21 protein-coding genes are annotated in these 24,980 nt (G+C 73.3%); 11 read left to right on the top strand and 10 right to left on the bottom strand.

Annotation, left to right across the window (positions count from 1 at the left end):
* A partial coding sequence (locus tag E1283_RS06450; RefSeq protein ID WP_132816916.1) for a glycosyl hydrolase occupies positions 1-1,781 on the top strand: 1,781 nt, incomplete at its 5' end.
* A gap of 30 nt (positions 1,782-1,811) precedes the next feature.
* Here E1283_RS06450 and E1283_RS06445 read toward each other — a convergent pair.
* A complete protein-coding gene (locus tag E1283_RS06445) occupies positions 1,812-2,753 on the bottom strand; it encodes an aminoglycoside phosphotransferase family protein (protein WP_132816915.1) in 942 nt (313 codons plus the stop codon).
* A gap of 495 nt (positions 2,754-3,248) precedes the next feature.
* Between E1283_RS06445 and E1283_RS06435 the strand changes: the two genes are divergently transcribed.
* Positions 3,249-4,016: a helix-turn-helix transcriptional regulator gene (locus E1283_RS06435; RefSeq protein WP_132816913.1), complete on the top strand. Its 768-nt coding sequence runs from the start codon at positions 3,249-3,251 to the stop codon at positions 4,014-4,016.
* Here the strand turns inward: E1283_RS06435 and E1283_RS06430 are convergent.
* Positions 4,013-5,005, bottom strand: a complete 993-nt coding sequence (locus tag E1283_RS06430; protein WP_132816912.1) for a helix-turn-helix domain-containing protein — start codon at positions 5,003-5,005, stop codon at positions 4,013-4,015. The genes E1283_RS06435 and E1283_RS06430 overlap by 4 nt on opposite strands.
* 52 nt (positions 5,006-5,057) lie before the next feature.
* On the opposite strand from E1283_RS06430, the gene E1283_RS06425 reads away from it, so the two are divergent.
* Positions 5,058-5,483: a cupin domain-containing protein gene (locus tag E1283_RS06425; RefSeq protein ID WP_132816911.1), complete on the top strand. Its 426-nt coding sequence runs from the start codon at positions 5,058-5,060 to the stop codon at positions 5,481-5,483.
* A 7-nt stretch (positions 5,484-5,490) separates the two neighbouring features.
* On the opposite strand, the gene E1283_RS06420 is transcribed toward E1283_RS06425, so the two are convergent.
* Complete coding sequence (locus E1283_RS06420) at positions 5,491-6,312, bottom strand: alpha/beta fold hydrolase (RefSeq protein ID WP_132816910.1); 822 nt, start codon at positions 6,310-6,312, stop codon at positions 5,491-5,493.
* A 116-nt stretch (positions 6,313-6,428) separates the two neighbouring features.
* Here E1283_RS06420 and E1283_RS06415 point away from each other — a divergent pair, with 116 nt between their 5' ends.
* Positions 6,429-7,688, top strand: coding sequence for an MFS transporter (locus tag E1283_RS06415; RefSeq protein ID WP_132816909.1), 1,260 nt, complete (start codon positions 6,429-6,431; stop codon positions 7,686-7,688).
* Positions 7,689-7,733: 45 nt separating this feature from the next.
* Here the strand turns inward: E1283_RS06415 and E1283_RS06410 are convergent, their stop codons facing one another.
* The 5 genes from E1283_RS06410 to E1283_RS06395 form a co-directional block, all read right to left on the bottom strand.
* The gene (locus tag E1283_RS06410) at positions 7,734-8,552 is read right to left on the bottom strand and encodes a S1 family peptidase (RefSeq protein WP_165956032.1); all 819 of its coding nucleotides are present in this window, start codon (positions 8,550-8,552) and stop codon (positions 7,734-7,736) included.
* A 540-nt stretch (positions 8,553-9,092) separates the two neighbouring features.
* The gene (locus tag E1283_RS37060; protein ID WP_165956031.1) at positions 9,093-9,254 is read right to left on the bottom strand and encodes a hypothetical protein; all 162 of its coding nucleotides are present in this window, start codon (positions 9,252-9,254) and stop codon (positions 9,093-9,095) included.
* Between the two features lie 119 nt (positions 9,255-9,373).
* Positions 9,374-9,607 carry a hypothetical protein gene (locus E1283_RS06405; protein WP_132816907.1) on the bottom strand — a complete coding sequence of 78 codons (234 nt, stop codon included), beginning with the start codon at positions 9,605-9,607 and terminating at the stop codon, positions 9,374-9,376.
* Positions 9,608-9,780: 173 nt separating this feature from the next.
* Positions 9,781-12,690 carry an SARP-family global regulator AfsR gene (afsR, locus tag E1283_RS06400; protein WP_132816906.1) on the bottom strand — a complete coding sequence of 970 codons (2,910 nt, stop codon included), beginning with the start codon at positions 12,688-12,690 and terminating at the stop codon, positions 9,781-9,783.
* 58 nt (positions 12,691-12,748) lie between these two features.
* On the bottom strand, positions 12,749-14,284 hold the full coding sequence (locus tag E1283_RS06395; protein ID WP_132816905.1) for a CehA/McbA family metallohydrolase: 1,536 nt from the start codon (positions 14,282-14,284) through the stop codon (positions 12,749-12,751).
* A 133-nt stretch (positions 14,285-14,417) separates the two neighbouring features.
* Between E1283_RS06395 and E1283_RS06390 the strand changes: the two genes are divergently transcribed.
* Together E1283_RS06390 and E1283_RS06385 are read left to right on the top strand one after the other, a co-directional pair.
* Complete coding sequence (locus E1283_RS06390) at positions 14,418-17,018, top strand: bifunctional FO biosynthesis protein CofGH (protein WP_425086137.1); 2,601 nt, start codon at positions 14,418-14,420, stop codon at positions 17,016-17,018.
* Positions 17,015-18,139, top strand: a complete 1,125-nt coding sequence (locus tag E1283_RS06385) for an ADP-ribosylglycohydrolase family protein (RefSeq protein ID WP_132816903.1) — start codon at positions 17,015-17,017, stop codon at positions 18,137-18,139. The genes E1283_RS06390 and E1283_RS06385 overlap by 4 nt, the downstream gene beginning before the upstream one ends.
* Here the strand turns inward: E1283_RS06385 and E1283_RS06380 are convergent.
* Entirely contained in the window at positions 18,118-19,038 is a 921-nt protein-coding gene (locus tag E1283_RS06380; RefSeq protein WP_132816902.1) for a LysR family transcriptional regulator, read from the bottom strand. The two genes, E1283_RS06385 and E1283_RS06380, sit on opposite strands and share 22 nt — an antisense overlap.
* 80 nt (positions 19,039-19,118) lie before the next feature.
* Between E1283_RS06380 and E1283_RS06375 the strand changes: the two genes are divergently transcribed.
* Together E1283_RS06375 and E1283_RS06370 are read left to right on the top strand one after the other, a co-directional pair.
* The gene (locus E1283_RS06375) at positions 19,119-20,006 is read left to right on the top strand and encodes an EamA family transporter (RefSeq protein ID WP_132816901.1); all 888 of its coding nucleotides are present in this window, start codon (positions 19,119-19,121) and stop codon (positions 20,004-20,006) included.
* On the top strand, positions 20,003-20,623 hold the full coding sequence (locus E1283_RS06370; protein ID WP_132816900.1) for an NAD(P)-dependent oxidoreductase: 621 nt from the start codon (positions 20,003-20,005) through the stop codon (positions 20,621-20,623). Before E1283_RS06375 ends, E1283_RS06370 begins: the two co-directional genes overlap by 4 nt.
* Positions 20,624-20,655: 32 nt before the next feature.
* Here the strand turns inward: E1283_RS06370 and E1283_RS06365 are convergent, their stop codons facing one another.
* Positions 20,656-21,711 carry a LacI family DNA-binding transcriptional regulator gene (locus tag E1283_RS06365; protein ID WP_165956030.1) on the bottom strand — a complete coding sequence of 352 codons (1,056 nt, stop codon included), beginning with the start codon at positions 21,709-21,711 and terminating at the stop codon, positions 20,656-20,658.
* 137 nt (positions 21,712-21,848) lie between these two features.
* Between E1283_RS06365 and E1283_RS06360 the strand changes: the two genes are divergently transcribed.
* The 3 genes from E1283_RS06360 to E1283_RS06350 form a co-directional block, all read left to right on the top strand.
* Positions 21,849-23,144 (top strand): ABC transporter substrate-binding protein, encoded by a 1,296-nt coding sequence (locus tag E1283_RS06360; protein WP_132816899.1) that lies wholly within the window; start codon positions 21,849-21,851, stop codon positions 23,142-23,144.
* Between the two features lie 26 nt (positions 23,145-23,170).
* The gene (locus E1283_RS06355) at positions 23,171-24,088 is read left to right on the top strand and encodes a carbohydrate ABC transporter permease (protein ID WP_132816898.1); all 918 of its coding nucleotides are present in this window, start codon (positions 23,171-23,173) and stop codon (positions 24,086-24,088) included.
* Positions 24,085-24,980: carbohydrate ABC transporter permease (locus E1283_RS06350; protein WP_132816897.1), on the top strand; the 896-nt coding region annotated here is incomplete at its 3' end. The genes E1283_RS06355 and E1283_RS06350, both read left to right, overlap by 4 nt.

Genomic DNA, 24,980 nt, shown 5'->3' with positions numbered 1-24,980 from the left:
GACCCCGACCCCGACCCCGGCTGGCCGTGTTGACGGCCGGCCTGCTGACCGCGCTCTCCCTGCCGCTGCTCTCACCGGCCACGGCCACGGCCGCGGCCACCGCCGCCGACCCGTCGGTCGCGGCCGACACGCAGGCCGTCTCCACCTACGAGGCGGAGGACGGCACGCTGCGCGGCGTCAACGTCGCCTCCACCGCCCCCGGTTACTCCGGCACCGGCTATGTCGAGGGCTTCGACGTCGCCGAGGACGAGGTGGAGATCACCATCCCGGACAGCCCCGGCGGCCTCCACGAACTGGGCGTCGTCTACCGCGCCCCCTACGGCCAGAAGAACGCCGTGCTGCTCCTCAACGGCGCCGGCCACGGCGAGGTGACCCTCACCCCCACCGACGCGTTCACCTCGGTCTCCGCCGGCCGGGTGCTGCTGGAGCCGGGCGACAACACCGTGACCGTCCGCAGCGGTTGGGGCTGGTACGAGATCGACGCCATCACCGTCTCGCCGGTGCCGCCGCGTCCGCCGCACCAGGTGACCGACGTGCCGGTGGACCCGGAGGCCACGCCCGAGGCGCGCTCGCTGCTCAGCTATCTCGCCTCCCAGTACGGGGAGACCATCCTCAGCGGCCAGCAGAGCCTCGACGACATCGCCTGGATCGAGCAGAACATCGGCCGCACCCCGGCCATCGCCGGCCTCGACCTGATCGACTACTCGCCGAGCCGGGTGGAGCGCGGCACCACCTCCCAGGAGGTGGAGAACGCCGTCTCCTGGGACGCGCGCGGCGGCATCACCACGTTCGCCTGGCACTGGAACGCCCCCGCCGGCCTGATCGACGAGCCGGGGCGCGAGTGGTGGCGCGGCTTCTACACGGACTCCACCACCTTCGACGTGGCGGCGGCGCTCGCCGACCCGTCGTCCGAGGAGTACGCGCTGCTGCTCCGCGACATCGACGCCATCGCCGTCCAGTTGGGCCGGCTCCAGGACGCCGGCATCCCCGTCCTGTGGCGGCCGTTGCACGAGGCGGAGGGCGGCTGGTTCTGGTGGGGCGCGAAGGGCCCGGAACCGGCCAAGGAGCTCTACCGGTTGATGTACGACCGGCTGACCAACACCCACGACCTGCACAACCTGATCTGGGTCTGGAACTCCGTCGACCCCGCCTGGTACCCGGGTGACGACGTGGTCGACATCGTCAGCGCCGACTCCTACCCGCCGGCCGGCGACCACGGTCCGGTGAGCGGCACCTACGAGCGTCTCGTCGACCTGGTCGACGACGCCAAGATCGTCGCGATGACGGAGAACAGCGGCATCCCCGACCCCGACCTGCTCGCCGCCTACGAGGCGGACTGGAGCTGGTTCGTCACCTGGAGCGGGGACTTCATCCGCGACGGCGTCACCAACTCCCGCGAGCACCTGCGGCACGTCTACGACCACGAACGGGTCATCACGCTCGACGAGTTGGGCGACTTCAGGGAACAGGGCGGCTGCGTGGCCGCCCACCGGGCGGTCTCCCGCTGGGGCACCGGCTATCGGGCCGAGGTGACCGTGACCAACACGGGCGTCACGCCGCTGACCGGCTGGCAGGTCTCCTGGCCGCTGGCCGCCGGCCAGACCCTCGGCACCGCGTGGAACGCCCGCGTGGCGGCCGCCGGTTCGACGGCCCGTGCCACCCCGGCCGACTGGAACGCGACGCTGGCCCCCGGCGAGTCCACCACCTTCGGCTACCTGGGCGCCACCCCGTGGCCGGCCGCCACGTTGCTCGCGCCGAGCTGCGTGGCGACGACCTCGTAGGGGAGTCGTCACTGGCGGCGCGGCCGTTCCTCAGCGTCCGGCCGCGCCCCGGTTGAGCAGCGAAGCGCACCAACGGAAGTGTCCGTCGCCGCCGTCCGTGGCGAACAGGTCGTACGTGGTGAGCGCGTAGGCCGCCTGGTAGAGAGCCAGCGTGGCCGGGCTGTGGTCGAGTTCGGTGGCGAACAGCCTGGTGAGCGCGGTGACATGCTCGTCGGCGTGCGGCCCGTACATGTCCCACACGGCCGCGGTGACCGCCGCCTCGAAGGCGGGGTCGCCGGCGGTGGTGAAGAACCCGAAGTCGAGGACGGCGGTGGGCCGGCCGCCGTCATCGACAAGGACGTTGGGCGGCACGAGGTCCCCGTGGATGACGGTGACCGGGGTGTCCCGGAGCGCCGCGAGGGACCGAACGGCCCACCGAACGGTGCCGGAGAGACCGGGGACATGGGCGGCGAGCAGGTCGCCGTGCCGGTCGGCGGCGCGTTCGACGAGGGCGGCGAGCGCGTCGGGAAAGCGCGTGTGGCCCTGCCACAGCGGGCGGTCGTCGCCCTGGACGGTGAGCCGGCGCATCGACTCGCTGCCGGGGATCGCGGCGAGGCCGCGGAGCACCGTCAGCAGGGCGTCGGTCTCCTCGGGCGTCAGGTGGCGACCCGCGGGTTCCGTCGCCGAGTCCGGCCGGAGCGGCGACCCCGCGAGCTCGCGCTCGTAGGTGACGAGGACGCCGTCGTGCTCCTCGACGTCCAGGATCTCCGGCGTCGCGAAGGGAGGCCGGTGGCGGGCGATGTCCGCGTAGACCTGGCGGGTGAGCGGGAGGTCGGCCGGTGGCCTGCCGCTCCACACCTTGGCGACGAGGCCCTCGCCCAGCCGGTAGACGGCACCTTCGACACCGGCGGCCAACGGCCGGGCGGCGAGGTGGCCCCGGCGGACGAAGTACGCGATCCAGGCGGCGGTGTGTCCTTGGCGGTAGTCGACCATGACGGCAGTCTGAGCCCTTTCGGCTTTCCGCCGTCAAACCTTTACGCCAGGCAGCGTCGGCGCGGCCGGCTCGTCCACGGCCTCCTGACGGACAGGACCATCGTCAGGGGTATCCGTTCCGGCAGCCGGAACGCCGATTCGCCTCCGCCACCAGCGGACTCAGCGATTCGCCCAGACCGACCGGCCTGACCCGTTCGAGGGGGGCGGTCCACTCCCGCCCGCCACCCAGCGGGCGCAGCCACACCAGTCCGCATTCGTACGCCATCACTCGGCCGACGCGGTCAGCCGTGCTGTCCCGCGCCATCGCTCCCACTTCCGGTGTGGGGGCGTCCCCGTCTGGCTCTGCCATCAGTCGACCTCCTCGAACCCGTCTCTCTGACCCAGCGTGTCCGACCGAATGCGGAGGGCGCGGCGTCGAAGAAGACGTCATTCCGGTGACCTAATAGGCGTCATTTCGGTGACACTGCAGGGCGGTTGGGGCTACTGTGTGCAGCTATGGGTGTGACACCGAACGCTGCCCTGAGGGCAGTTCGCATGGGTTTGCTCATGAGCCAGGACGATCTGGCCCGGGCGTTGCGGGACGTGGGGATTCCCGGTGCCTCCAAGCGGCTGGTGCAGCGGTGGGAGGCGGGGACGATCAGCAGCCCACGGCCGTTGCACGCCAGGGCTCTCGAACGGGTCACTGGAGTGCCGATCGAGGCGTTGGGGTTCGCCACCCCGGTTCCGGTCGCCCGGGTCTCGGGCGACGGCCGCGGCGGCCACGACGTCGCCCCCTCCTTGGCCGGATCGTCGCCGGAGGGTGCGGCCGCGAGGCCGCGTGCGGGGGTGAACGCCGGTGCGCGTGGCACCTACTCCGGGGTCTGGCTGTCCCGTTACGAGTACTTCAGCTCCGGGCGCGAGGGCACCTACACGGGGCTGCACTATGTGGTGCTCCTCCAGCACGGCAGCCGGCTGACGGTCCGCAGCCTGCCCGGCTCCTCCGACTCGCCGCTCATGATGGATCTCGAGGTGGACGGGAACGTCGTCACCGGGTCCTGGAACGAGCAGACAGCGTCGGACGGTTACTACCGGGGCGCCCGCTACCACGGCGCCATACAGCTGCTGATCGAGCCGACCGGGCGACGGATGGTCGGCAAGTGGGTCGGTTTCGGCAAGGAGTTCGACGTCAACACCGGCCCTTGGGAGCTCGTCCTGCGCGACGCGTCGACCTCCAAGTCCATGCTGGATCAGTACAACCGGCCCGCGAGCCAGGACGGTGGCTAGCCCGCGTCCCCGCGGAAGCGGCGCTGGTAGGCGGTCGGGGAGAGGCCGGTGCGGCGTCTGACGCGGGTGCGGAGGTTGGCGGCGGTGCCCAGGCCGCTGGCGTGGGCGACGACGTCCATCCGGCGCTCGCCGCGTTCCAGCAGGCGGCAGGCCAGGTCCACGCGTTCCTCGGTCAGCCAGGCCAGCGGCGTCGTGCCCAGTTCGGCGCGGAAGCGGCGGTGCAGCGTGGCCGGGCTCATGGCCGCCCGGGCCGCGAGGTCGGCCACGGTCAGCGGCTGGTCGAGCCGCGCCTGGGCCCAGGCGATCAGCGGGGCGAGCGACGTGTCCCCGACGTCCGGCAGCGGCCGTTCCACGAACTGCCGCTGCCCGCCGTCCCGGTGGGCGGCGAACACCAGCCGGCGGGCGACCACGGCGGCCGCCTCGGCACCGTGGTCGCGTCGGATCAGGTGCAGTCCGAGGTCGAGCGCCGCGGCGCTGCCGGCGGCCGTGAACACGTCGCCGGCGTCGACGAACAGCACGTCGGGGTCGACGGTGACGGCCGGGTAGTGGGCCGCGAGCCGGTCGGTCCACATCCAGTGCGTGGTCGCGCGCCGCCCGTCGAGCACCCCGGCCGCGGCCAGGACGAACGCGCCGGTGCAGAAGCCCACTACGCGGGCGCCGTTCTCGTGCGCCGCGCGGACGGCGGCGAGCACCTCGGGTTGGGCCTCGGTCACCGGATCCGGCCGGCTGGGCAGGATCACGGTGTCGGCGGTGACGGCCGCGTCCAGGCCCTCGACGCCGCTCATCGTGAAGAAGCCGTCCCGCATGCGCACCGCGCGCCGCGGCCCGCACAACGAGAACGCGTACCAGGGCCGGGTGAGCAGCCCGGCCAACTCCGGCCGCCGCAGCCCGAACAACTCGACGGCCACGCCCGTCTCGAACGGGTTGGCGCCCTCGTCGACGATCACCGCGACCCGGTGCGGGGCGTCTCGCGAGGATCGTTGCGTCATGTGCGATGTCTAGCACTCGTGCCGTGCGGGACGTTCACGCAGGATGGCCGACATGAACGAGAACAACCACGCCGCCACCACCACCGAACCCGTCGACCTCTACGCGGCGTTGGACGCCTTCGACGAGGTGTTCAGCCCGCGCCTGGCGGGCCGGGTCAACGACTACGACGTGCGGATCGCCAAGGTGCGCGGCGAGTTCGTGTGGCACACCCACGACCACACCGACGAGTTCTTCCTCGTCCTGGACGGCGAGTTGAGGATCGAACTGCGCGAACCGGCGGGCGAACGCGCCGTGACGCTGCGGCGCGGAGCCGTGTTCACCGTGCCGCGCGGCGTCGAACACCGGCCGGTGTCGGCGACCGGCGCGTCCATCCTGATGTTCGAGCCGACCGGCACCGTCAACACGGGCGACGCACACGAGGACCTGCCGGCGCACATCCGCCCCACCACCGGGGTGCGGCTGGACGAGGCGGGCTAGCGGCGGGTCAGCCCTCGGACGGCAGCCAGTCGCGGAGCAGCGCGAGGAACTCGGTCGGGCGTTCCAGCGACGGCAGGTGGGCGACGTCCGGCCAGTCGACGCGGCGGGCGCCGGGGATGCCGGCGCTCACCGCGTCCGCCGCGGCGTGGATCGCCAGGAGGTCGAGGCCGCCGACCAGGACCAGGGTGGGGACGCCGATCTCGCCGAGACGGTCGAGCGCCGGCGGGTCGAGCTCGGCGGACGGCACGTCGTCCCAGTCGGCCGTCAGCTCGAAGGCGCGCCGCTGCATCGTGCGGACCAGGTCCCGGACGGCGGGATCGGCCTGCCGGGAGGGGCGTCCGACGCCGTCGGCCCACCAGGTCACGTTGGCCTCGGCCGCGGCGGTCAGGTCGTCGCGGGCCAGCGCGGCCTCCTCGGCCTCGACGAACGTGCGCAGGTCGGCGGTCAGTTCCGGGATCAGCGAGCCACCGGGGGCGGCGAGCAGCAGGGAGGCGACGGACTCCGGGCTGGTCAGGGCGAGTTCGACGGCGACGCCGGCGCCGTAGGAGGCGCCGACCAGGTGGCAGGGGCCGGTGACGTCCAGCTCGGCCAGCACCTCGCGCACGTCGTCCACCGGGGAGAGCTCGCCGGCCGGCCGGTCCGACGAGTCGCCGAAGCCGCGCAGGTCGAGGCGGATCGCGTCCCGCTCGACGGTGAGCGCCGGCCAGATCGGGTCCCACATCCGGCGGTCGGCGACGCCCGCGTGCACCAGGACGACGGGCGGTCCGCCCACGGGCCCCGCCCGGTCGTACGCGATGCCCGTGCGGGTGCGGGACGGCGGCTGTGCCACGTGAGGCTCCTGTCGGTAGGAAGACGACGCCCCAGCGAACACGGACCACGGCGCGGACGCAATCCGTTTACGGACGGCGCGTTCCGCCCGGCAGAGCGGCCGGGCATGCTGGGACGATGGCCGACGAACCCTACGCACGTGCGAACACCGCGGAACGGACGACGGCCGCGGAAGGGCCGGCGCCCGAACCGCCGCGTCCGCCCAGGGGAGTTCTGCCGGCGCTCTGCCTGACGTCGATCACGAGTTGGGGCATCCTCTACTACGCCTTCCCCGTCCTGCTGTCCGACATCACGGCCGACACCGGCTGGTCGGGGAGCGCCTGCACCGCCGCGTTCTCCGCCGCGCTGCTGGTCTCGGCCGGCGTCGGCATACCGGTCGGCCGGCTGATCGACCGGCGCGGACCGCGCGCCGTCATGACGGGCGGCTCGGTGCTCGGCGCGGTCGCGGTCCTCGGGCTGGCCGCCGCGCCCAACCTGGCCGTCTTCGCCGTGGCCTGGCTGGCGGTCGGGGTGTCCATGGCGGCGACGCTCTACCAGCCGGCGTTCGCGGCGGTGGCCCGCTGGTGGGGCCCGCGACGGGTGCGGGCGCTGACCGCGATCACGCTGGCCGGCGGCCTGGCCTCCACCGTCTTCGCGCCGCTGACCGCCGCGCTCGCCGGGCCGTTCGGCTGGCGCGGCTCCTATCTGGTGCTGGCCGGCGTGCTCGCCGCCGTCACCGTGCTGCCCCACTGGCTCGCGCTGCGCGCCCCCTGGCCCGAGCCGCCGGAGGCGGGCGCCGCCCACGCGGGCGGCGGCAACGTGGCGCGCAGCCGCCCGTTCGTGCTCCTGGCCACCGCGCTGACGCTCTCCGGCTGCGTGGTCTTCAGTGGCGTCATCGCGCTCGTCCCGCTGCTCACCGAGCGCGGACTCTCCGCGTCGACGGCCGCCTGGGCGCTGGGGCTCGGCGGCGCGGGCCAGACCCTGGGGCGCGCCCTGTACGCGGTGCTGGCGCGGCGTACGGGGACGGTGCCGCGGACGGTGGTGCTGATCGCGCTCGGCGGGGTGACCACGCTGGCGCTCGGCCTGGTGCCGGGGCCCGCCTGGCTGTTGGTGGTGGTCGCGGTGCTGGCCGGGATGGTGCGCGGCAACGTGACGCTGCTCCAGGCGACGGCCGTGCCCGACCGGTGGGGGAGCGCCGCCTACGGGCGGCTCTCGGCGCTGCTGGCGGCGCCGGTCACGGTGGTGGGGGCGCTGACGCCGTTCGCCACCGCGGCGTTGGCCGGGCCGCTGGGCGGCTACCCCCGACTGTTCGCGTGGCTCGCGGTGTTGTCGGTGCTGGCGGCGGCGCTGGCGGTCGGGACCGGCGTCCGCGTCGCGCGGGGCGCCCGGCGAGAGTGAGGGTGGGGGGAAGCCCGCCGGTGCCCCGCGCGGATCCGGGAACGGTCAGTCGTCGACCGTCGTCGCGATCCAGTCCTGGTGGGCGGCGACCGCCGGCAGCACGTCGGGCTCGGTCGCGCAGTCGTCCCCGACGCCGCGGCTCACGACGCCGACGACCTCCCAGCGGTCGTTGATCCACTGGAGGGCGGGCGATCCCGAGTCGCCGCCGCAGTAGCCGCTCTCCGGCTCGGAGCTGGTACAGAAGTCGCCCTCGCCGATGTCCCAGGCACCGCCGACCACGCAGTCCTCGGCGGGGCTGACGACGCTGTCCAGCTGCTGGAGCCGGGTGGGCAGGGTGGTGGCGCCGTTGGTCTGGTAGCCCCAGCCGATCATGCGCAGGTCGGAGCCGACCTCGGGGACGTCCTCGGCGAGCACGGCCGTCGCCTGGTCGGTGACGGGCTCGGCGAGCCGCAGCAGGGCGAGGTCGCCGATCATCTGCTCGTGGTCGGCGAGATAGTCGGGGTGGACGACGACCTCGGTGACCTCCGACGTACTGCCGCCCGCCGTACGGTCGTTGGAGCCGACCCGGACCGTGAAGAGCGAGGCGTCGAGCACGTCGCCGGTGTCGCGGTCCGCGACGCAGTGCGCGGCGGTGAGTATCCACTGCTCCTCGACGAGCCCGCCACCGCAGCGGAACCGGTACTCGCCGTTGTCGCGCAGCATGTCGATCGCCGTCATGAACGAGTAGTTCTCGGCGGCGTCCCCGCCGCCGATGATCCTGGGCGTGGCGTCGTCGGCGTGCGCGCCGCCCTGGGCGACGAGCAGCGCCGCGGCGGCCAGGGCCGCGGTCAGCGTGCCGCGCAGCAGTCTGGGGTGTTTGCTCATGCGGGTGTTCTCCTCCTGCCGGTCCGGGACTTGCGATCTCCGGGTGACAGCTTGGTGGAGCGGCGTGAGCGGGGCGAGAGGCGCGGCGATCTTGCTAGCTAGATCACAAAGAGGTTTGCCAACGCGACCGCCCGTTTCAGGCGGAGATGAACGGGCAGGCGTCCGACGGGGACAACACATGAAGCGGCGCTGACGGCCCGGACGACTCCCCTCCGTGTCCTCCGAGCCGGCCAGCGCCGACGCTGTCCGGTGCCGCCGCCGCGGCGACCGGACGGGTTCCCGGGGCGACCGCGATTTCCCCCGAACCGCGGTCACCCCCGACGCGTTCGGCCCTGGCGTCGCCCCCTCCGCGTCGCCTGGGCCGCCTCGCGCCGGCCTCCGCCCAGCGGCTCCCCCGTTGCCGCCGAGCATCACCCGGGAGTGAGACCGACCGCGCACCCCTGTGCGGTCGAACACTTATGAGCATGACAGTCAGCAATAAACAGCCGATAAACAAGCGCGGGGCGGGCCACCAGGCCCGCCCCGCGGTGTCGAAGCGGGTTACTCGATGGTGGCGGGGGCCGTCGTGCCCCAGTTGTCTCCGGCCAGTGCGGTGGACAGAGTTGACGCCTCCTGTCCGACGGCCAGCGCGGGTGCCGTGACGCCGACGACACACGCCACCGTCGTGAAGCAGACGGCGAGGATCCTCTGAGTGCGAGTCATGCGGATTCTCCTAGTGGCTATTCGCCCTTGATTCGAATGTGCCCGGATTGGGCACACGAAGAACCGGCTGTAGCGGCGACGAGTCGCTGCTACAGCCGGTCGATTGGTGGTTGGCCGGCCTACTTCTGAGGCGTGTCGGCCGGATGGCTGGTGCCGTAGTTGTCGCCCAGCGGCTTCACCGGCGGCTTGGTGGTCGACGACGCGGCGGCCAGCGGCTTGACGGTCGGCTCGCTGGTGCCGTAGTTGTCGTCCTCGGTGTCGGCGGGCTCGCTGGTGCCGTAGTTGTCCCCCAGCGGCTTGACGGTGGTTCCCTGCGCGTCCTTGGTGGCCCGCTTCTTGTCGTTCTCGGTCACTGTGCAACTCCAGTCGTGATGATGAGCAGGCGCGGGCCGTCCCCTGGCTCCCCCGTGGCCAACGGACGGCCCGGCCGGCAACCGTTGCCCCCGAATGTGGCGGTTGCTGCGCATGAGCCTCGCATGCCGAGATAAACGATCCATATATGAGGGTGCGTACGAGGTTTGAAGGCTCAGACGGCGGTCGAACCCAGAAGGTTGCGGACGGTCGTGGCCGTTCGGCTCCCCAACTCCTCGTAGGTGGCGAGCGCCTGCTCCCAACAGGCGTGGGCGCGGCCGGTCTGCCCGATGGCCGACAGGGCGTGGCCCAGCAGGGTGAGGATGTCCGCGCGGCGGAAGTCGCCGCCGACGTCCCGGAGTTGGGCGAGCGCCTGCTCGGCGAGGCGGGCCGCCTCGGCAGGCTGGTCGGTGCCCAGGTGGACCTCGGCCATCCGGAAGAGGGTCATGCCCTCCCAGAGGCGCTGCCGGTGCGACGTGAAGGTGGCGAGCCCGAGGGTCAGTTGCTGCATCGCGGCCTGGGACTGGCCGTCGGCGGCGAGGGCGCGACCGAGGGCGTACTGGCCGTTGGCCAGCCGCAGCGCTGAGCCGAGCGACTGGAGGATCTCCAGGCACTGGTAGGCGAGTTCGACGGCCCGCGCGGTGCGGCCGAGGCTGAGGCAACTCCGCGAGAGGTTGGCCAGGGCACTCGCCTCGCCCGGCCGGTCCCCGTACTCGCGGAAGGCGTCGATCGCCTTGACGAGATACCCCTCCGCGTCCTCCTCGCGGCCGAGGTAACCGGCGGCGATGCCACGCAGGTTGGCCGCCTGGGAGCGGATGGTGGGGTCCTCGGCGGCGATGCCGAGGAGCCAGGCGCGCTGGGCGTGCGCGTCCGAGGAGTCGAAGCGCCCCGCGTGGTTGTCGGCCTGGGCGAGAGCGATCAGCAGCCGACCCTCCGTGCGGGGGTCCTCGGCCTCCTGGGTGGCGCGGAGCAGCGCCTCGGCGGCCCGCTCGTACTGGAACGAGAACACCCCGGACTCTGACAGGTCGCGGGCCAGGAGCAGCAGGTCGGCTCCGGCGCGCAGCCGGGCCGGCCGGGTGGCCTGCCGGGCGCAGGAGAGCAGGCAGTCCGCCTCGGTGAACAGCCACTCCACGGCGGCCCCGGCCGAGTCGAACGGGTGCCCGTGGCGACTGGTCTGCGTCAGGCGGCTGGGCAGCGGGTCGCCCGGCCGCTCCAGGCCGTACACGCGGGCGGTGGTGGCCAGGTAGAAGTCGATCAGCCGCAGCCGCGCCGCCTCGCGCTCGGCCGGGGGCTGCTCGTCCCGCTCGGCGCAGGCGCGGGCGAAGAGGCGGACCAGGTCGTGGAAGCGGTAGCGCCCCGGCGCCGCCGACTCCACGAGGGAGGTGTCGACGAGGGATTCGAGGACGGTCTCGGTGGTCTCGGGGTCGCGGTCGAGGAGCGCGGCCGCGGCCGTGACCGAGATGTCGGGGCCGTCGGCGAGGCCGAGGAGGCGGAAGGCGCGGGCCTGTTCGGCCTCCAGCTGGCCGTAGCCGAGCTCGAAGGTGGCCTTGACGGCCTGGTCGCCCGCCTGGAGCTCGTCGAGGCGGCGGCGCTCGTCGCTGAGCTTGCTGGCCAGCACGGAGACCGTCCAGGTGCGGCGTGACGCCAGCCGGGAGGCGGCGATCCGGATCGCCAGCGGCAGGAAGCCGCAGGCCGCGACGACGTCCATGGCGGCCTTGCGCTCGGCGTTGACACGCTCCTCGCCGACGATGCGGGTGAAGAGGGTCAGTGCCTCCTCGGGGCTCATCACGTCGAGGTCGACCAGGTGGGCGCCGGCCAGGTCGACCATCCGCACCCGGCTGGTGATCAGGGTGGCGCAGTCCGGGGTGCCGGGCAGCAGGTGGCGGACCTGGGCGGCGTCGCGGGCGTTGTCGAGCAGGATCAGCAGCCGGCGGCCGTCGAGCAGCGAACGGTAGTAGGCGGCGCGCTCCTGCAGGCTCTGCGGTATGGCCTCCTCCGCGGTGCCCAGAGCGCGGAGGAAGGCGCCGAGCACGGCCTTGGGGTCGGCGGGGTTGGCGCCCGAGCCCTGGAGGTCGATGTAGAGCTGTCCGTCGGGGAAGTGCTCGCGGGCGGCGTGCGCCACCTTGACTGCGAGGGTCGTCTTGCCGACGCCGCCGATGCCGGCCACGGCCGAGACGACCATCACCCGACCGCCGGCGGTGGCCAGTTGGGCGCCGAGCTCGGCGACGAAGGCCGCCCGGCCGGTGAAGTCCGGGACGGCGGCGGGGAGCTGGGCCGGGCGAACCGGGCGCGGCGCGGAAACCTGGGGCTGGCCGACGTAGTTCAGGGAGGGATCCGCGTTCAGGATGCGCTGCTGGAGTTCGGACAGCTCGGCGCGCGGCTCCACGCCCAGTTCGTCGATCAGTCTGTTGCGGGCGTCCGTGTAGACGGCCAACGCCTCGGCCTGCCGGCCGCAGCGGTAGAGCGCCAGCATCAGCAGTTCCTGGAAGCGCTCGCGCAGCGGGTGTTCGGTGGTCAGGGCGGTGAGGTCGGAGACCGACTCCGCGTGTAGACCCGCCTGGAGGCCGATGTCGAGACGCTGCTCCAGCAGGCCGAGCCGCTGCTCCGCCAGCCGGGTCTGCTGGAGCTCGGCCTCGGGGCCGGGGACGCTGCCCAGGGCCTCGCCGTCCCACAGGTCGAGCGCGTGGCCGTACAGCTCGTGGGCGCGGTTGAGCTCGCCGGCCGCCACGGCCTTCTCGGCCGCGGCGGTCAGCTTGGCGAGCGTGTCGACGTCCAACTCGTCGTGCGGGCCGAGCCGGAGGGCGTAGCCGCCGAACTCGCTCACCCACACGTCGGAGCGCGAGCTCAGCATCTTGCGGAGCCGGGAGGCGTAGGTGCGGACCGTGGCGACCGCGTGCGAGGGCGGTTCCTCGCCCCACAGCGCGTTGACCAGCTCCTGGGCGGAGACCGTGCGACCGTGGCGCAGCAGCAGGGTGGCGATCATCGCCCGCAACTGAGGCGAGCCCGCGGGCAGCTCTCGTTCGCCCTGCCGGACACGGACGGGCCCGAGCACGGAGAAGTACAGGGTCCCCTCACCAAAGGTCATGGTGTCCTCTGCCTCTTACCTCATTAACGTATGGGGCGAACGTTGGAGTCTATCGGCCTCAACGACCCCCGAGGAAGACCGGATTGCTCATCGCGGCCATCGCTCCGGGCAGCCCGGGCGCACCGCCGTCGGCCGGGCGGTGGCGAACCTCGGCCCGAACATAGGCCACCAGCGAGACGGTTGTCTCCCAGGTGAGGGTCCCCGAATTGATGTCCGACGAAAGCTCCGTCGAACGCATGAGACCCTGGTCCGTGATCAGTCGCAGCACCCCACCCCGGACGCCGGAGGCGTCGAGGCGGACGGTGATCCGACGCTCCGGCGGGGCGTCGAGGCGTTCGCCGATGCCGGCCTGGTGGCCGCGCTCGTCGGTGACGGTCAGCGCCAGCGACACCGCGGACGACTCGGCGAGGTAGCTGCGGCCAGCCGCGATACCGGCCAGGACGGAGCGGCGGTCCAGGCCGTCCGCCAGCACCACGGTCTGTGCGAGGCCCACCGGCTGCGGCTCCCGGTGCGCGTCGCTGTTGCCCATCGCCGGCAGCCAGTCACCGCCTTCACGCAGCATCGCCTCCCAACTGGCCAGCGACAGCTCCTCCTCGGCCGTCCACTCGCCGTTCCATACCTCGACGGCGTCGGCCTCCCGGAAACCGAACTTCCAGGAGCAGCCGATGCACGCGGCATGGGCGTGCGCCGGTACGACGAGTCCACCCGCCCGGTGGATACGGCGTGCGTAGCGGGGGTACGCGTCGTCGCGCGCGCGGTAGCGCCAGTCGACGAAGGTGCCCGGGTCGATGCCGAGCGCGAGGTAGTGGCCGTTGCGGGTGGTGACCTCCTCGCCGCAGAGGATCAGCAGGTCGTCGCCGTCGAGGCCGCGCCAGGCACGGTGGCCCGAGCTGGTGTTGTGCTCCGTGGTGACGATGAAGTCGAGGCCGGCGGCGCGGGCCGCGGCGGCCACCTCCTCGGGGGTGCGGCGGCCGTCGGAGTGCACCGTGTGCAGGTGGCAGTCGCCGCGGTACCAGGCGCGGCCGCGGCCGCCGGCCCGCTCCCGGGGGTAGCTGGGGCGCGGGGTGGTGCCGGCCGCCCCGTACTCCAGGGTGATGGTCAGCTCGTAGTCCAGGCCCTGGGGCGCGACGGTGTAGGGGCCGAGCGCCACGTGCCAGGTGCCGGCGTTGACCGGGCCGGCCAGGTAGCCGGGGGTGGCCTCCTCGGCGCTGATGGCGAACTCGGTGCGGAAGCCGCCGGACCAGCCGCGGAAGCCGTCGCCGCCGAGCTCGGTGCCGCGCTCGTCGAAGACGCCGATGTCCAGCGCGTTGCCCGGGGTGCCGGCCGGCGTCTGCGGCCGGTCGTAGGAGTAGGCGACGGCGAGCCGCCGCACGCCCCTCGGCACCCGCACCGGGACGTAGACGAAGTCGGGCGCGCCGGTGTCGAGGTGGCCGCGCACGGTGCGGGTCTCGGTGCGCGGTCGGTCCTGGTCGGTTTCTGACGCTTGGCCGGTTTCACTCGCGTTCGCGAAGTCCACGGGGGCCAGGGTAACGGCGGCGGCGCCGCCCGTCGCCGCCCCGAGTCTCAGCACGGCGCGTCGGTTCACTGCGGACATCCCTCTCAACTCCGTTCGATCGTGGTGCGGTTGCGGGCCACGGTCACACGCCGGCGACACGGCCACATGACGGCAGGTGGAACGGCAGGCGGCCACCTGCGCTGTCGGCACCCCCGCTCTTATGCTCGATGCCATGACAAAGAGCGGACAGGGCCCCACGGCCAACGCGATGCGGCGCGCCCTGCGCCGCGCCAGGGACGGCGTGGCCCTGGACGTGACCGAGGCCGCGGTGCTGTTGCGGGCCAGAGGCGACGACCTCGAGGAGCTGGCGGCCGCCGCCGGCCGGGTACGGGACGCCGGCCTGGCGGCTGCCGGCCGTCCGGGGGTGATCACCTACTCCAAGGGGGTGTTCGTTCCGCTGACCCGGCTCTGCCGCGACCGCTGCCACTACTGCACCTTCGTCACCGTGCCGGGGCGGCTGCGCCGCGACGGACACGGGATGTTCATGTCGCCCGACGAGGTGCTGGACATCGCCCGCCGCGGCGCCGCCCTCGGCTGCAAGGAGGCCCTGTTCACCCTCGGCGACCAGCCGGAGGACCGCTGGCCCGAGGCGCGCGAGTGGCTGGACGCGGCCGGCTACGACTCGACCCTGGCCTACGTCCGCGCCATGGCGGTGCGGGTGCTGGAGGAGACCGGGCTGCTGCCGCACCTCAACCCCGGTGTGGTGAGCTGGCAGGACTTCCAGCGGCTCAAGCCGGTCTCCGCCTCGATGGGCATGATGCTGGAGACCACCGCCACCCGCCTGTGGTCCGAGCCGGGCGGCCCGCACCACGGCTCGCCCGACAAGGAGCCGGCGGTGCGGCTGCGGGTGCTGGAGGACGCCGGGCGCTCCAGCGTGCCGTTCACCAGCGGGCTGCTGATCGGCATCGGCGAGACGTACGAGGAGCGCGCCGAGTCGCTGTTCGCGCTGCGCCGGGTGTCGCGCACCTACCGCGGCATCCAGGAAGTCATCATGCAGAACTTCCGCGCCAAGCCGGACACCGCGATGCGCGGCATGCCGGACGCGGAGCTGACCGAGCTGGCCGCCACGGTGGCGGTGGCCCGACTGCTGCTCGGCCCCTCCGCCCGCATCCAGGCGCCCCCCAACCTCGTCGACGCGGAGTACGACCTGCTGATCCGCTGCGGCATCGACGACTGGGGCGGGGTCTCGCCGCTCACCATCGACCACGTCAACCCCGAGCGGCCCTGGCCCCGGGTCGAGGAGTTGGCCGAGCGCACCGCCGCGGCCGGCTTCACGCTGCGCGAACGGCTGCCGGTCTACCCGGAGTTCGTCAAGCGCGGCGAGCCCTGGCTGGACCCCAGGATCCTGCCGCACGTCACCGCGCTCGCCGACCCCGAGACCGGCCTGGCCGTCGAGGACGCCATCCCGCGCGGCCTGCCGTGGCAGGAGCCCGACGAGCCGCTGACCGGCGCCGGCCGCACCGACCTGCACCGCACCATCGACACCGAGGGCCGTACCGGCGACCGCCGTGCCGACTTCGACGAGGTGTACGGCGACTGGGCCGAGCTGCGCGAACTCGCCGCCCCGGGGCTGGCCGTGGAGCGGATCGACGGCGACGTGCGGGCCGCCCTCGGGCAGGCCGCCGCCGACCCGACGCTGCTCACCGACGAGCAGGCCCTCACCCTGCTGCACGCCGAGGGGCCGGCGCTCGACGCGCTCTGCCGGATCGCCGACGAGCTGCGCCGCGACGTCGTCGGTGACGACGTCACCTACGTCGTCACCCGCAACATCAACTTCACCAACGTCTGTTACACCGGCTGCCGGTTCTGCGCCTTCGCGCAGCGCCGCACCGACGCCGACGCCTACACCCTGTCGGTGGAGCAGGTGGCGCAGCGCGCCGAACAGGCCTGGGAGGTGGGCGCCGTCGAGGTGTGCATGCAGGGCGGCATCCACCCCGACCTGCCGGGCACCGCCTACTTCGACATCGCGCGGGCGGTGAAGGAGCGGGTGCCCGGCATCCATGTGCACGCCTTCTCGCCGATGGAGGTCGTCAACGGCGCGTCCCGCACCGGGCTCTCGATCCGCGAGTGGCTGATCGCGGCCCGGGAGGCCGGGCTCGACTCCATCCCCGGCACGGCGGCGGAGATCCTGGACGACGAGGTCCGCTGGATCCTCACCAAGGGCAAGCTGCCCGCCGACGCCTGGATCGAGGTCGTGAGCACCGCCCACGAGGTGGGCCTGCGGTCGTCCTCCACGATGATGTACGGCCACGTCGACCAGCCCAGGCACTGGCTCGGGCACCTGCGCACCCTGGCCAGGGTCCAGCGGGCCAACGAGGAGAAGGGGGTGGCGGGCTTCACCGAGTTCGTCACCCTGCCGTTCATCCACACCAACGCGCCGGTCTACCTGGCCGGCATCGCCCGCCCCGGGCCCTCGCACCGGGACAACCGGGCCGTGACCGCGATTGCCAGGCTGCTGCTCCACCCGCACATCACCAACATCCAGACCAGCTGGGTGAAGCTGGGCACCGAGGGCGCGGCCGAGATGCTGCGCTCCGGCGCCAACGACGTCGGCGGCACGCTGATGGAGGAGACCATCTCCCGGATGGCCGGCTCCACCTACGGCTCGCACCGCTCGGTGGCCGACCTGCGGGCCATCGCGGACTCGATCGGCCGGCCGTCCCGGCCGCGCACCACGACCTACGGCGAGGTGCCGGCCGAGCGGGTCGCGGCCGCCGAGGCGGCGGGCGGTCGACTGCCCAAGCTCCTTCCGGTGTTGGGCGGTGAGGGGTGAGCGTTCCGACGGGGGGCACGCTGTGGGGCAAGTCCGACCAGCAGGACTTCCGCAGCCGGGTGCGCGGCTGCCTGCTGGGCGGTGCCGTCGGTGACGCGCTGGGCGCGGGCGTCGAGTTCGACTCGCTGGAGGCGATCAGGGAGCGGCACGGGGCGGAGGGCGTCACCGACTACGTGCCCGCCTACGGCCGGCGCGGCGCCATCACGGACGACACGCAGATGACGCTGTTCACCGTCGACGGCCTGATCCGGGCGCACGTCCGCCGGGACACCGGCGCCTGGCACCCGCCGACCGACGTGCACGCCGCCTACCGCCGCTGGTACGTCACCCAGCACGCGTGGGGCCCGGACGAACGGCAGGCCGGCGACGGCTGGTTGGCGCGGGAGGAGTGGCTGTACTCCCGGCGCGCCCCCGGACGGGCCTGCCTCAGCGGCCTCGGCGACGCGACGATGGGCACCGTGGAGCGGCCGAAGAACCCCGACTCCAAGGGCTGCGGCACGGTGATGCGCTCGGCGCCGTTCGGCCTGCTGGTGGGCTGGGAGCCGCAGTTGGTCTTCCAACTCGCCGTCGAGTGCGCGGCGCAGACCCACGGCCACCCGACGGGGATGCTGGCGGCCGGCGCGTTCGCGGCCATCGTGCACGGCCTGGTGCGCGGCGACGACCTGGACGCCGCGATCCAGAAGGCGCTGGTGCACCTCGCCAGCAGGCCGGGGCACGAGGAGACCACCGACGCCCTGAAGCGTGCCCTGGGCGCCGTCCGCCAGGGCCTGCCGAGCCCCGAGCGGATCGCCTCGCTGGGCGAGGGCTGGGTCGCCGAGGAGGCGCTGGCCATCGGCGTGTACTGCGCCCTGGTGGCGCAGGACATGCGACACGGCCTGCTCCTCGCGGTCAACCACGGCGGCGACTCGGACTCCACGGGCTCGGTCTGCGGCAACCTGTTGGGCGCCCTGCACGGCGAGACGGCGCTGCCACCGGCCTGGGTGGCGGAGCTGGAGGGCCGGGCGACGCTGCTGGAGTTGGCCGACGACTTCGCGATGGAGATGACCCAGGGCCCGGCCCTGCACGGCCCGGCCGAGTCGGCCCCGGTGTGGCTGGAGCGCTATCCGCGGTCCGTCGGCTGACCTTCCTCGACCGTCTCGACGTCCTCGGCGGCGATGCCGAGGACGTCGAGGAAGGCGGCGGCCGCCGGGGTGCGGGTGGCGCGGCTCCAGATGACGTACTCGACGCGGGCGGGCGCGTCGGAGACCTCGACGGTGACGACGTCGTGGGGGAGTTGGGGCACGTAGGCGGAGGGGAGCATGGCCACGGCGAGGCCGGGGGCGACGAGGCGGGCGAGGTAGTCGGCCGTGGTCACCTCGAAGGCCACGTCGCGGGTGAGGCCGGCGGCCGCGAAGGCCAGGTCGGACTGGGCGCGGCCGGCCGTCCCCGCCGGCATGTCGGCGAACACCTCGGTGGCGAGCCGCCGGAGGGTGACCACCGGCCTCCCGGCCAGCGGGTGGTCCGGCGCGACGACGGCCACGAGCCGGTCCCTGGCGAGCTCGCGCACGGCGACGCCCCGGGGGTGGGCCGTGGTCGGCAGCCCGAGGAACGCCACGTCCACCGTGCCCTCCCTGACCTGCTCGACGAGGTCGTCGCTCGCGCCCACCCCCAGGTTGACGCGCACCCGCGGGTACCGCCGGCGGAAGTCGCGCAGCGCGCCCGGGATGTCGACGGCGGCGACGGTCGGGATCAGGCCCACGGCGAGCCGGCCGCGCACCTCCCCCACGGCCGCGGCGACCTCGGCGGCCGCCCGCTCGGCCGCCTCCAGGCACTGGCGGGCGGCCGGCAGGAACGCGGCGCCGGCCGGCGTGAGCCGCACCCGGCGGCTGGTGCGCTCGAAGAGCCGGGCCCCCAGCTCCCGTTCCAGCTTCGCGATCTGGTGGCTGAGGGCGGACTGGACCACCAGGCACCGCTCCGCGGCCCGGGTGAAGCTGTTGGTCTCGGCGACGGCGACGACGTAACGCAGCTGTTGGAGCTCCATTCGATCCATCGTGGATCGAGATCGATGGATTGACAAGCATGTGTTGGACTCATCGATCATCTTCGAACGAGACTTCGAGCATGACCAGTGACCTCCAACGGACCGCCCTGACGGCGCTGGCTCCCTCGGTGTGGGGCACGACCTATGTCGTCACCACGGAGCTGCTCCCGGCCGGCCACCCCCTGTTCGCGGGACTCCTGCGCGCGCTGCCCGCCGGCCTGATCGCGCTGGCCATCACCAGGACGCTGCCGCGCGGGGCCTGGTGGGGGAAGGCCGCGGCGCTCGGCGTGCTGAACATCGGTCTCTTCCTCCCCCTGCTGTTCGTCGCCGCCGAGCGCCTGCCGGGCGGCGTCGCCGCGACGCTGGCGGCGGCCCAGCCGCTCGTCGTCGCCGTGCTGGCCGTGACCGTGCTCCGCGAGCGGCTGTCCGGCTGGCGGCTCCTGTGGGGCCTGGTGGGCGTCGTCGGTGTCGGCCTGGTGGTGATCGGGCCGAACGCGGCGCTCGACGCCGTCGGGATCGCGGCCGGCCTGGCCGGCGCCGTCACCATGGGGCTCGGCGTGACCCTCACCAAACGCTGGGGACGCCCGGCCGGCGTCGGCCCGATGACGTTCGCCGGCTGGCAACTCGCGGCGGGCGGGCTCTTCCTGGTGCCGGTCACGTTCCTCGCCGAGGGGGCGCCGCCCGCCGTCGACGCGCCCGCCGCCCTCGGCTACCTCTGGCTCGGACTGGTGGGCGGCCTGATCACCTACACCCTGTGGTTCCAGGGCGTCACCAGCCTGCCCGTCACCTCCGTCGCCGTGCTCGGCCTGCTCTCGCCGCTGGTCGCCGCCGCGCTCGGCGCCCTCGTGCTCGGCCAGACCCTCGGCCTGATCCAACTCGTGGGCTTCGGGCTCTCCCTCGCCGCCATCGTCGCGGGACAGCTCCCCGCGCCCACCCGCTCACCCGCACCCGAAGGAGCACTCCGATGAGAATCACCGTGGTAGGAGCGGCCGGCATGGTCGGCTCCCGCGTCGTCGCCGAGGCCGCGAGCCGGGGCCACCAACCCGTGGCGGTGTTCCGGCGGGTGCCGCCGGGGGAGGCGACCGCCGTGGTGGGTGACGCGAACGACCCCGACCGCATGGCCGAACTGTTCGCCGGCGCCGACGCGGTCGTGGCCGCGACCCGGCCCGCGCCCGGCCACGAACACACCCTCGCCCCGACCACGACGATCCTGCTCGACGCGGCGGCGAAGGCCGGCACCCGCGTCCTGGTCGTCGGCGGCGCGGCCCCGCTGCGGATCCCGGGCCGCCCCGACCGACGCGTCCTCGACAGCCCGGAGTACGTGCCGGAGCGCTTCCGCGCCGTCGCCGCCGCCAGCGCCGCGCAACTCGACGCCTGCCGCGCCCACCCGGCCGACTGGGTCTACCTCAGCCCACCCGCCCTCCTCGAACCAGGACAGCGCACGGGAACGTACCGGCGCGGCACCACCACGCTGATCGCCGACGCCGAGGGCGCCTCCCGGGTCTCGGCCGAGGACCTGGCGGTGGCCGTCCTCGACGAACTGGAGAACCCGCGCGGGGACCGCCACTTCACCGTCGGCTACTGAGCGCGTCGCCACCCGCGCCGGCTCCGCCGGGTTCAACCGGCGTCCTGTCCGCAGGAGCCGCGGACGCGGAGTCGCGGCTGGATGGTCACCTGGCGGTGCGGCAGCGGGCCCGAGCCGAGTCGGTCGAGGAGCAGCTGGGCGGCCTGTTCGCCGAGTTGGCGTTTGGGCGGGGCGACCGCGGTGAGGGGGACCTCGGCCATGGCGGCGATCTCGTCGTCGTAGGCGATCAGGGCCAGGTCCTCGGGGACGCGCAGGCCGCGGGCGCGGAGCCGTTGCAGGAGTTCGACCGCGTCCCGGTCGGAGTGCACGAGCGCCGCGCGGGTACCGGTGTCCAGGCAGCGGTCGACGAACGCGTCGTACCCCCGGTCGGCCTGCCGGCCGACGTCCAGCACCGGCGCGGCGGGGGAGAGGCCGAGGCGGTCGACGGCGGCCCGGTGGCCCTCGCGGACCAGGGGCGCGGTGGGGCTGCCGGCGAGGTAGAGCGCCACCCGGTCGTGGCCGAGCTTGTGCAGGTGGTGGACCGCGCGGTAGGCGCCCTGGTGGTGGTCGGAGACCACGAACTCGCAGGGCGCGTAGGGATCCCGCGGCCGGCGCTCCAGCAGGACGAAGGGGCGCCCGGTGGCCCGGAGCGCGGTCAGGGTGCCGGACGGCAGGTGGTGGTCGCCGGGGGTGGCGACCAGCAGCCCGTCGGCGCCCGAGGCGCGCAACTCGTCGAGCCGGGCCACGTCGTGCGGCCGGCCCTGGTCGGCGAGGGCGATGACGACGCGGGCGCCGTGCCGGGCGGCCACCTCGCGGACGCCGGCCAGCACGCTCGGGTAGTAGTAGGTGGCCGACGGCACCAGCAGGCCCAGGGTCGGACCGGCGGCGGCCGGGGCCGGTCTCGCGGCGGCCGCGCCCGCGCCCGCCGGTATCGCGCCGCCGCGCACCCTGGTGAGCCGCCCCGACTCCGCGAGCTCCGACAGGTCGCGCCTGATCGTGCCGGCCGAGACACCGAAACGCGCCGCGAGTGCGGCCACCCGCACCGCGCCGGTGGCGCGCAACTCGCGCAGCAGCAGCTCCTGTCGTTGGGGGACGAGCAGCTCGGTCATGCGGTCGGAGTGTAGTGCACGATGCTGCGCGCATATAGCCGTTGGTGAGCACTTCTGCTTGATTCTATTGACTAGTTGGCGGTTCTGGTTCAGGGTGCGGTGGCACACCTCACAAAGGAGTCGAAGGAGCCGCCTTCGTGTATCAGCGCGTCCTCGCCGCAGTGGCGGCGGCCCTGTTGCTCGCATCCTGCGGGATCGGCGGTGGTGCGTCCGGCAACGGCAACGGGCCCACCGTCGTCACCTACTGGTCCTGGATATCCGGCTCCGAGGAGCTGGTCGACCGCTTCAACGCCACCCACGACGACGTCCGGGTCGTCCTGGAGCGGGTGCCGGCCGGCACCGGCGGCGGTTACTCCAAGATGTTCAACGCCGTCCGCGCCGGTCGCGCCCCCGACGTCGTGACCGTCGAGTACCCCCAACTCCCCGGCTTCGTCACGCAGAACGTGGTGCGGCCGCTCGAACCCCTCGGCCTCGACGAGCTGGAACCCGAGTTCCCCGCCTGGGCCTGGCAACAGACCGAACTCGGCGGACAGTTGGCCGCCCTGCCGCTCAACATCGGGCCCACCGTGCTGTTCTACCGGGCCGACCTGTTCGAGGAGTACGGCCTCGAACCACCCACCACCTGGGACGCGTACCGCGCCACCGCCGAGCGGCTGCGGGCCGAGCACCCGGACACCGCGATCACCAACTTCGGCTCCAACGACGCCGCGCTGCTCGCCGCCCTCGCCTGGCAGGCCGGCGCCGAGTGGTTCGACACCTCGTCGGGGAACTGGCGGGTGGGCGGCACCGACGAGCCGACCGGGCGGTTCTCCGCCTACTGGGAGTCGATGATCGCCGACGGCCTGGTGACCGTGGGACCCACCTTCGAGGAACGACACGTCACCGCGCTCCAGGAAGGCACCTCGCTCACCCTGATCGGCGCCCCCTGGACGGCCGCCAACGTCTCCCGCTTCGTCCCCGAACTCGCCGGCGCCTGGGGTGCGGTGCCGCTGCCCCAGTGGGACGCGGGCAGCCCGGCCGCCGCCAACTACGGCGGCTCGGCCCTCGCCGTCCCGGAGGGAGCCGACCACCCCGAGGCCGCCGCCGAGTTCATCCGCTGGGCCGCCACCTCGCCCGAGGCCGTCGACGCCATCGCCGGCGTCAACACCTCCTACCCGGCCCACCTCGGCCAGGCCGAGGTCTGGGGCCCCGGCATCGAGGCCGCCAACCCCTACGTCGACGGCATGAACCTGCCCGAGACCGCCGCCGCGGCCGCCGCCACCGTCGACCCCGGCTGGGAGTGGGGCCCCGACATGACCGTGGGCTTCGCCCGCCTCGTCGACGAGACGACCACCGGCCTCGACCGACCGGGCGGCCTCGCCGACGCGCTGCGCCGCTGGCAGGACGCCACCCGCGACCAGCTGCGGCAACGCGGCTTCGACGTCGGCGGCTGAGCGCCGAGAAAGGATCCCAAGCCGTCATGGCACTCGTCAGTCAGCGGACGGCCGGCGGAAGGCGGCGGCGCCACAGCGGCGCGCTGCTCCTGCTCGGCCCCTTCTTCCTGCTCTTCGCCTTCACCTACGTCATCCCGATCCTCTACGGCTTCGGCCTCAGCCTGTTCCGCGAGCGCTACGACGGCGTCGGCTGGGAAGGACCGCGGCGGGTCTTCGCCGGCCTGCACAACTACACCCGCGCCCTCACCGACCAGGAGTTCCTGGTCGGCACCGGCCGGGTGCTGCTCTACGGCCTGATCTACGTGCCGCTGCTGATCGCGCTCGCCGCCGCCCTCGCGCTGCTGCTCGACTCCGCGCTCACGGCCGCCCGCCGCTTCTTCCACACCGTGCTGTTCCTGCCGCACATCGTGCCCGGCCTGATCGCCGCCATCGTCTGGGTGTACCTCTACACGCCGGGGCTCAGCCCGGTCATCGACGGGCTCGAATCCCTCGGCGCCGACGTCGATCTCCTCAACGGCGCGCCGCTGCTGTTCTCGCTCGTCAACATCGCCGTCTGGCAGTCGCTCGGGTTCAACGTGGTGCTGATCTACGTCGCGCTCCAGGCCGTGCCCCGCGCCACCGTCGAGGCGGCGACCCTGGACGGCGCCGGCGAACTCCGCACCGCGCTCGGCGTCAAACTGCCGCAGGTGTTCCCGGCGGTCATGGTGGCCACGCTGTTCACCATCATCGGCTCGCTCCAGCTCTTCACCGAGCCGCAGATCGTGCAGAGCTCCGCCGAGTCGTCGGTCACCTCGACCTGGACGCCCAACATGCTCGCCTACTCGGCCGCGTTCAACTCCAACGACTACCACTACGCGGCCACCGTCTCGGTGTTGGTCGCCGTCCTGGCCGGCGTCCTGTCCTTCGCCGTCACCACGTTCGCCAACCGACGGAGCGCCCGATGACCGACGTGTCGCCGGCCAGGACCCGCCCCCGCGAGGAGCGGGCGAAGCCCACCCCCCGACCCGGCACGGCCTGGTGGCTGCGGCGCGGCACCGCCACCACGATCACCGCGATCGCCGCCCTCTACACCCTGATGCCGCTGGTGTGGCTGCTGTTCGGCGTCACCAAGACACTGCCCGAGCTCTACGGCAGCAACGGCTTCGCGCCCTCCGCCGGCTTCCACGTCCTCGACAACCTGCGCGACCTGTTCGCCCAGGACGACGGCCTGTTCGGGCGCTGGATGCTCAACACCGCGCTCTACGCGGTGGGCGGCGCCGCCGTCGCCACCCTGCTCTCCGTCGCCGCCGGCTACGCCTTCGACAAGTTCGACTTCCGCTGGCGCGAGAAGTGGTACGCGCTGGTCATCGGCGGCGTGCTCATCCCGCACACCGCGATCATCGTGCCGCTCTACCTGATGATGGCCGAGATCCGGATGACGGACACCGTCTGGTCGGTGCTGCTGCCGGTGATGGTCAACCCGTTCGGCGTCTACCTGGCCCGCGCCTACTCGTCGGGCGCGATACCCGACGAACTGCTGGAGGCCGCCAGGATCGACGGCGCCGGCGAGCTGCGCACCTTCTTCTCCGTCGGGCTGCGGCTGATGGCGCCCGGCGCGCTGACCATCTTCCTCTTCCAGTTCATCGCCATCTGGAACAACTTCTTCCTGCCCCTGGTGATGATCACCGACAACGACCTCTTCACCATCGGCCAGGGCCTCTTCACCTGGAACTCGGCCGTACGGTGGGGCAGTTGGATCCAGACCGGCTTCCCGGCTCGCTCGTGGCACTGGCGGAACGCCAGTACCTGCGGTACACGCCGCGCACGGCTCGACAGGACCTTGCGGCGATCGGCGAC

It is taken from the genome of Streptomyces hainanensis (assembly GCF_004348415.1).
Taxonomy (GTDB): domain Bacteria; phylum Actinomycetota; class Actinomycetes; order Streptomycetales; family Streptomycetaceae; genus Streptomyces; species Streptomyces hainanensis.
This window is presented reverse-complemented; position numbering and strand designations above follow the sequence as displayed.

Bases quoted from the DNA above. Each gene is read 5' to 3' on its own strand.
- E1283_RS06445 (WP_132816915.1), bottom strand. From the start codon at position 2,753: ATGGTCGACTACCGCCAAGGACACACCGCCGCCTGGATCGCGTACTTC.
- E1283_RS06435 (WP_132816913.1), top strand. From the start codon at position 3,249: ATGGGTGTGACACCGAACGCTGCCCTGAGGGCAGTTCGCATGGGTTTG.
- E1283_RS06430 (WP_132816912.1), bottom strand. From the start codon at position 5,005: ATGACGCAACGATCCTCGCGAGACGCCCCGCACCGGGTCGCGGTGATC.
- E1283_RS06425 (WP_132816911.1), top strand. From the start codon at position 5,058: ATGAACGAGAACAACCACGCCGCCACCACCACCGAACCCGTCGACCTC.
- E1283_RS06415 (WP_132816909.1), top strand. From the start codon at position 6,429: ATGGCCGACGAACCCTACGCACGTGCGAACACCGCGGAACGGACGACG.
- E1283_RS06410 (WP_165956032.1), bottom strand. From the start codon at position 8,552: ATGAGCAAACACCCCAGACTGCTGCGCGGCACGCTGACCGCGGCCCTG.
- E1283_RS37060 (WP_165956031.1), bottom strand. From the start codon at position 9,254: ATGACTCGCACTCAGAGGATCCTCGCCGTCTGCTTCACGACGGTGGCG.
- afsR (WP_132816906.1), bottom strand. From the start codon at position 12,690: ATGACCTTTGGTGAGGGGACCCTGTACTTCTCCGTGCTCGGGCCCGTC.
- E1283_RS06395 (WP_132816905.1), bottom strand. From the start codon at position 14,284: ATGTCCGCAGTGAACCGACGCGCCGTGCTGAGACTCGGGGCGGCGACG.
- E1283_RS06390 (WP_425086137.1), top strand. From the start codon at position 14,418: ATGACAAAGAGCGGACAGGGCCCCACGGCCAACGCGATGCGGCGCGCC.
- E1283_RS06380 (WP_132816902.1), bottom strand. From the start codon at position 19,038: ATGGAGCTCCAACAGCTGCGTTACGTCGTCGCCGTCGCCGAGACCAAC.
- E1283_RS06375 (WP_132816901.1), top strand. From the start codon at position 19,119: ATGACCAGTGACCTCCAACGGACCGCCCTGACGGCGCTGGCTCCCTCG.
- E1283_RS06370 (WP_132816900.1), top strand. From the start codon at position 20,003: ATGAGAATCACCGTGGTAGGAGCGGCCGGCATGGTCGGCTCCCGCGTC.
- E1283_RS06365 (WP_165956030.1), bottom strand. From the start codon at position 21,711: ATGACCGAGCTGCTCGTCCCCCAACGACAGGAGCTGCTGCTGCGCGAG.
- E1283_RS06355 (WP_132816898.1), top strand. From the start codon at position 23,171: ATGGCACTCGTCAGTCAGCGGACGGCCGGCGGAAGGCGGCGGCGCCAC.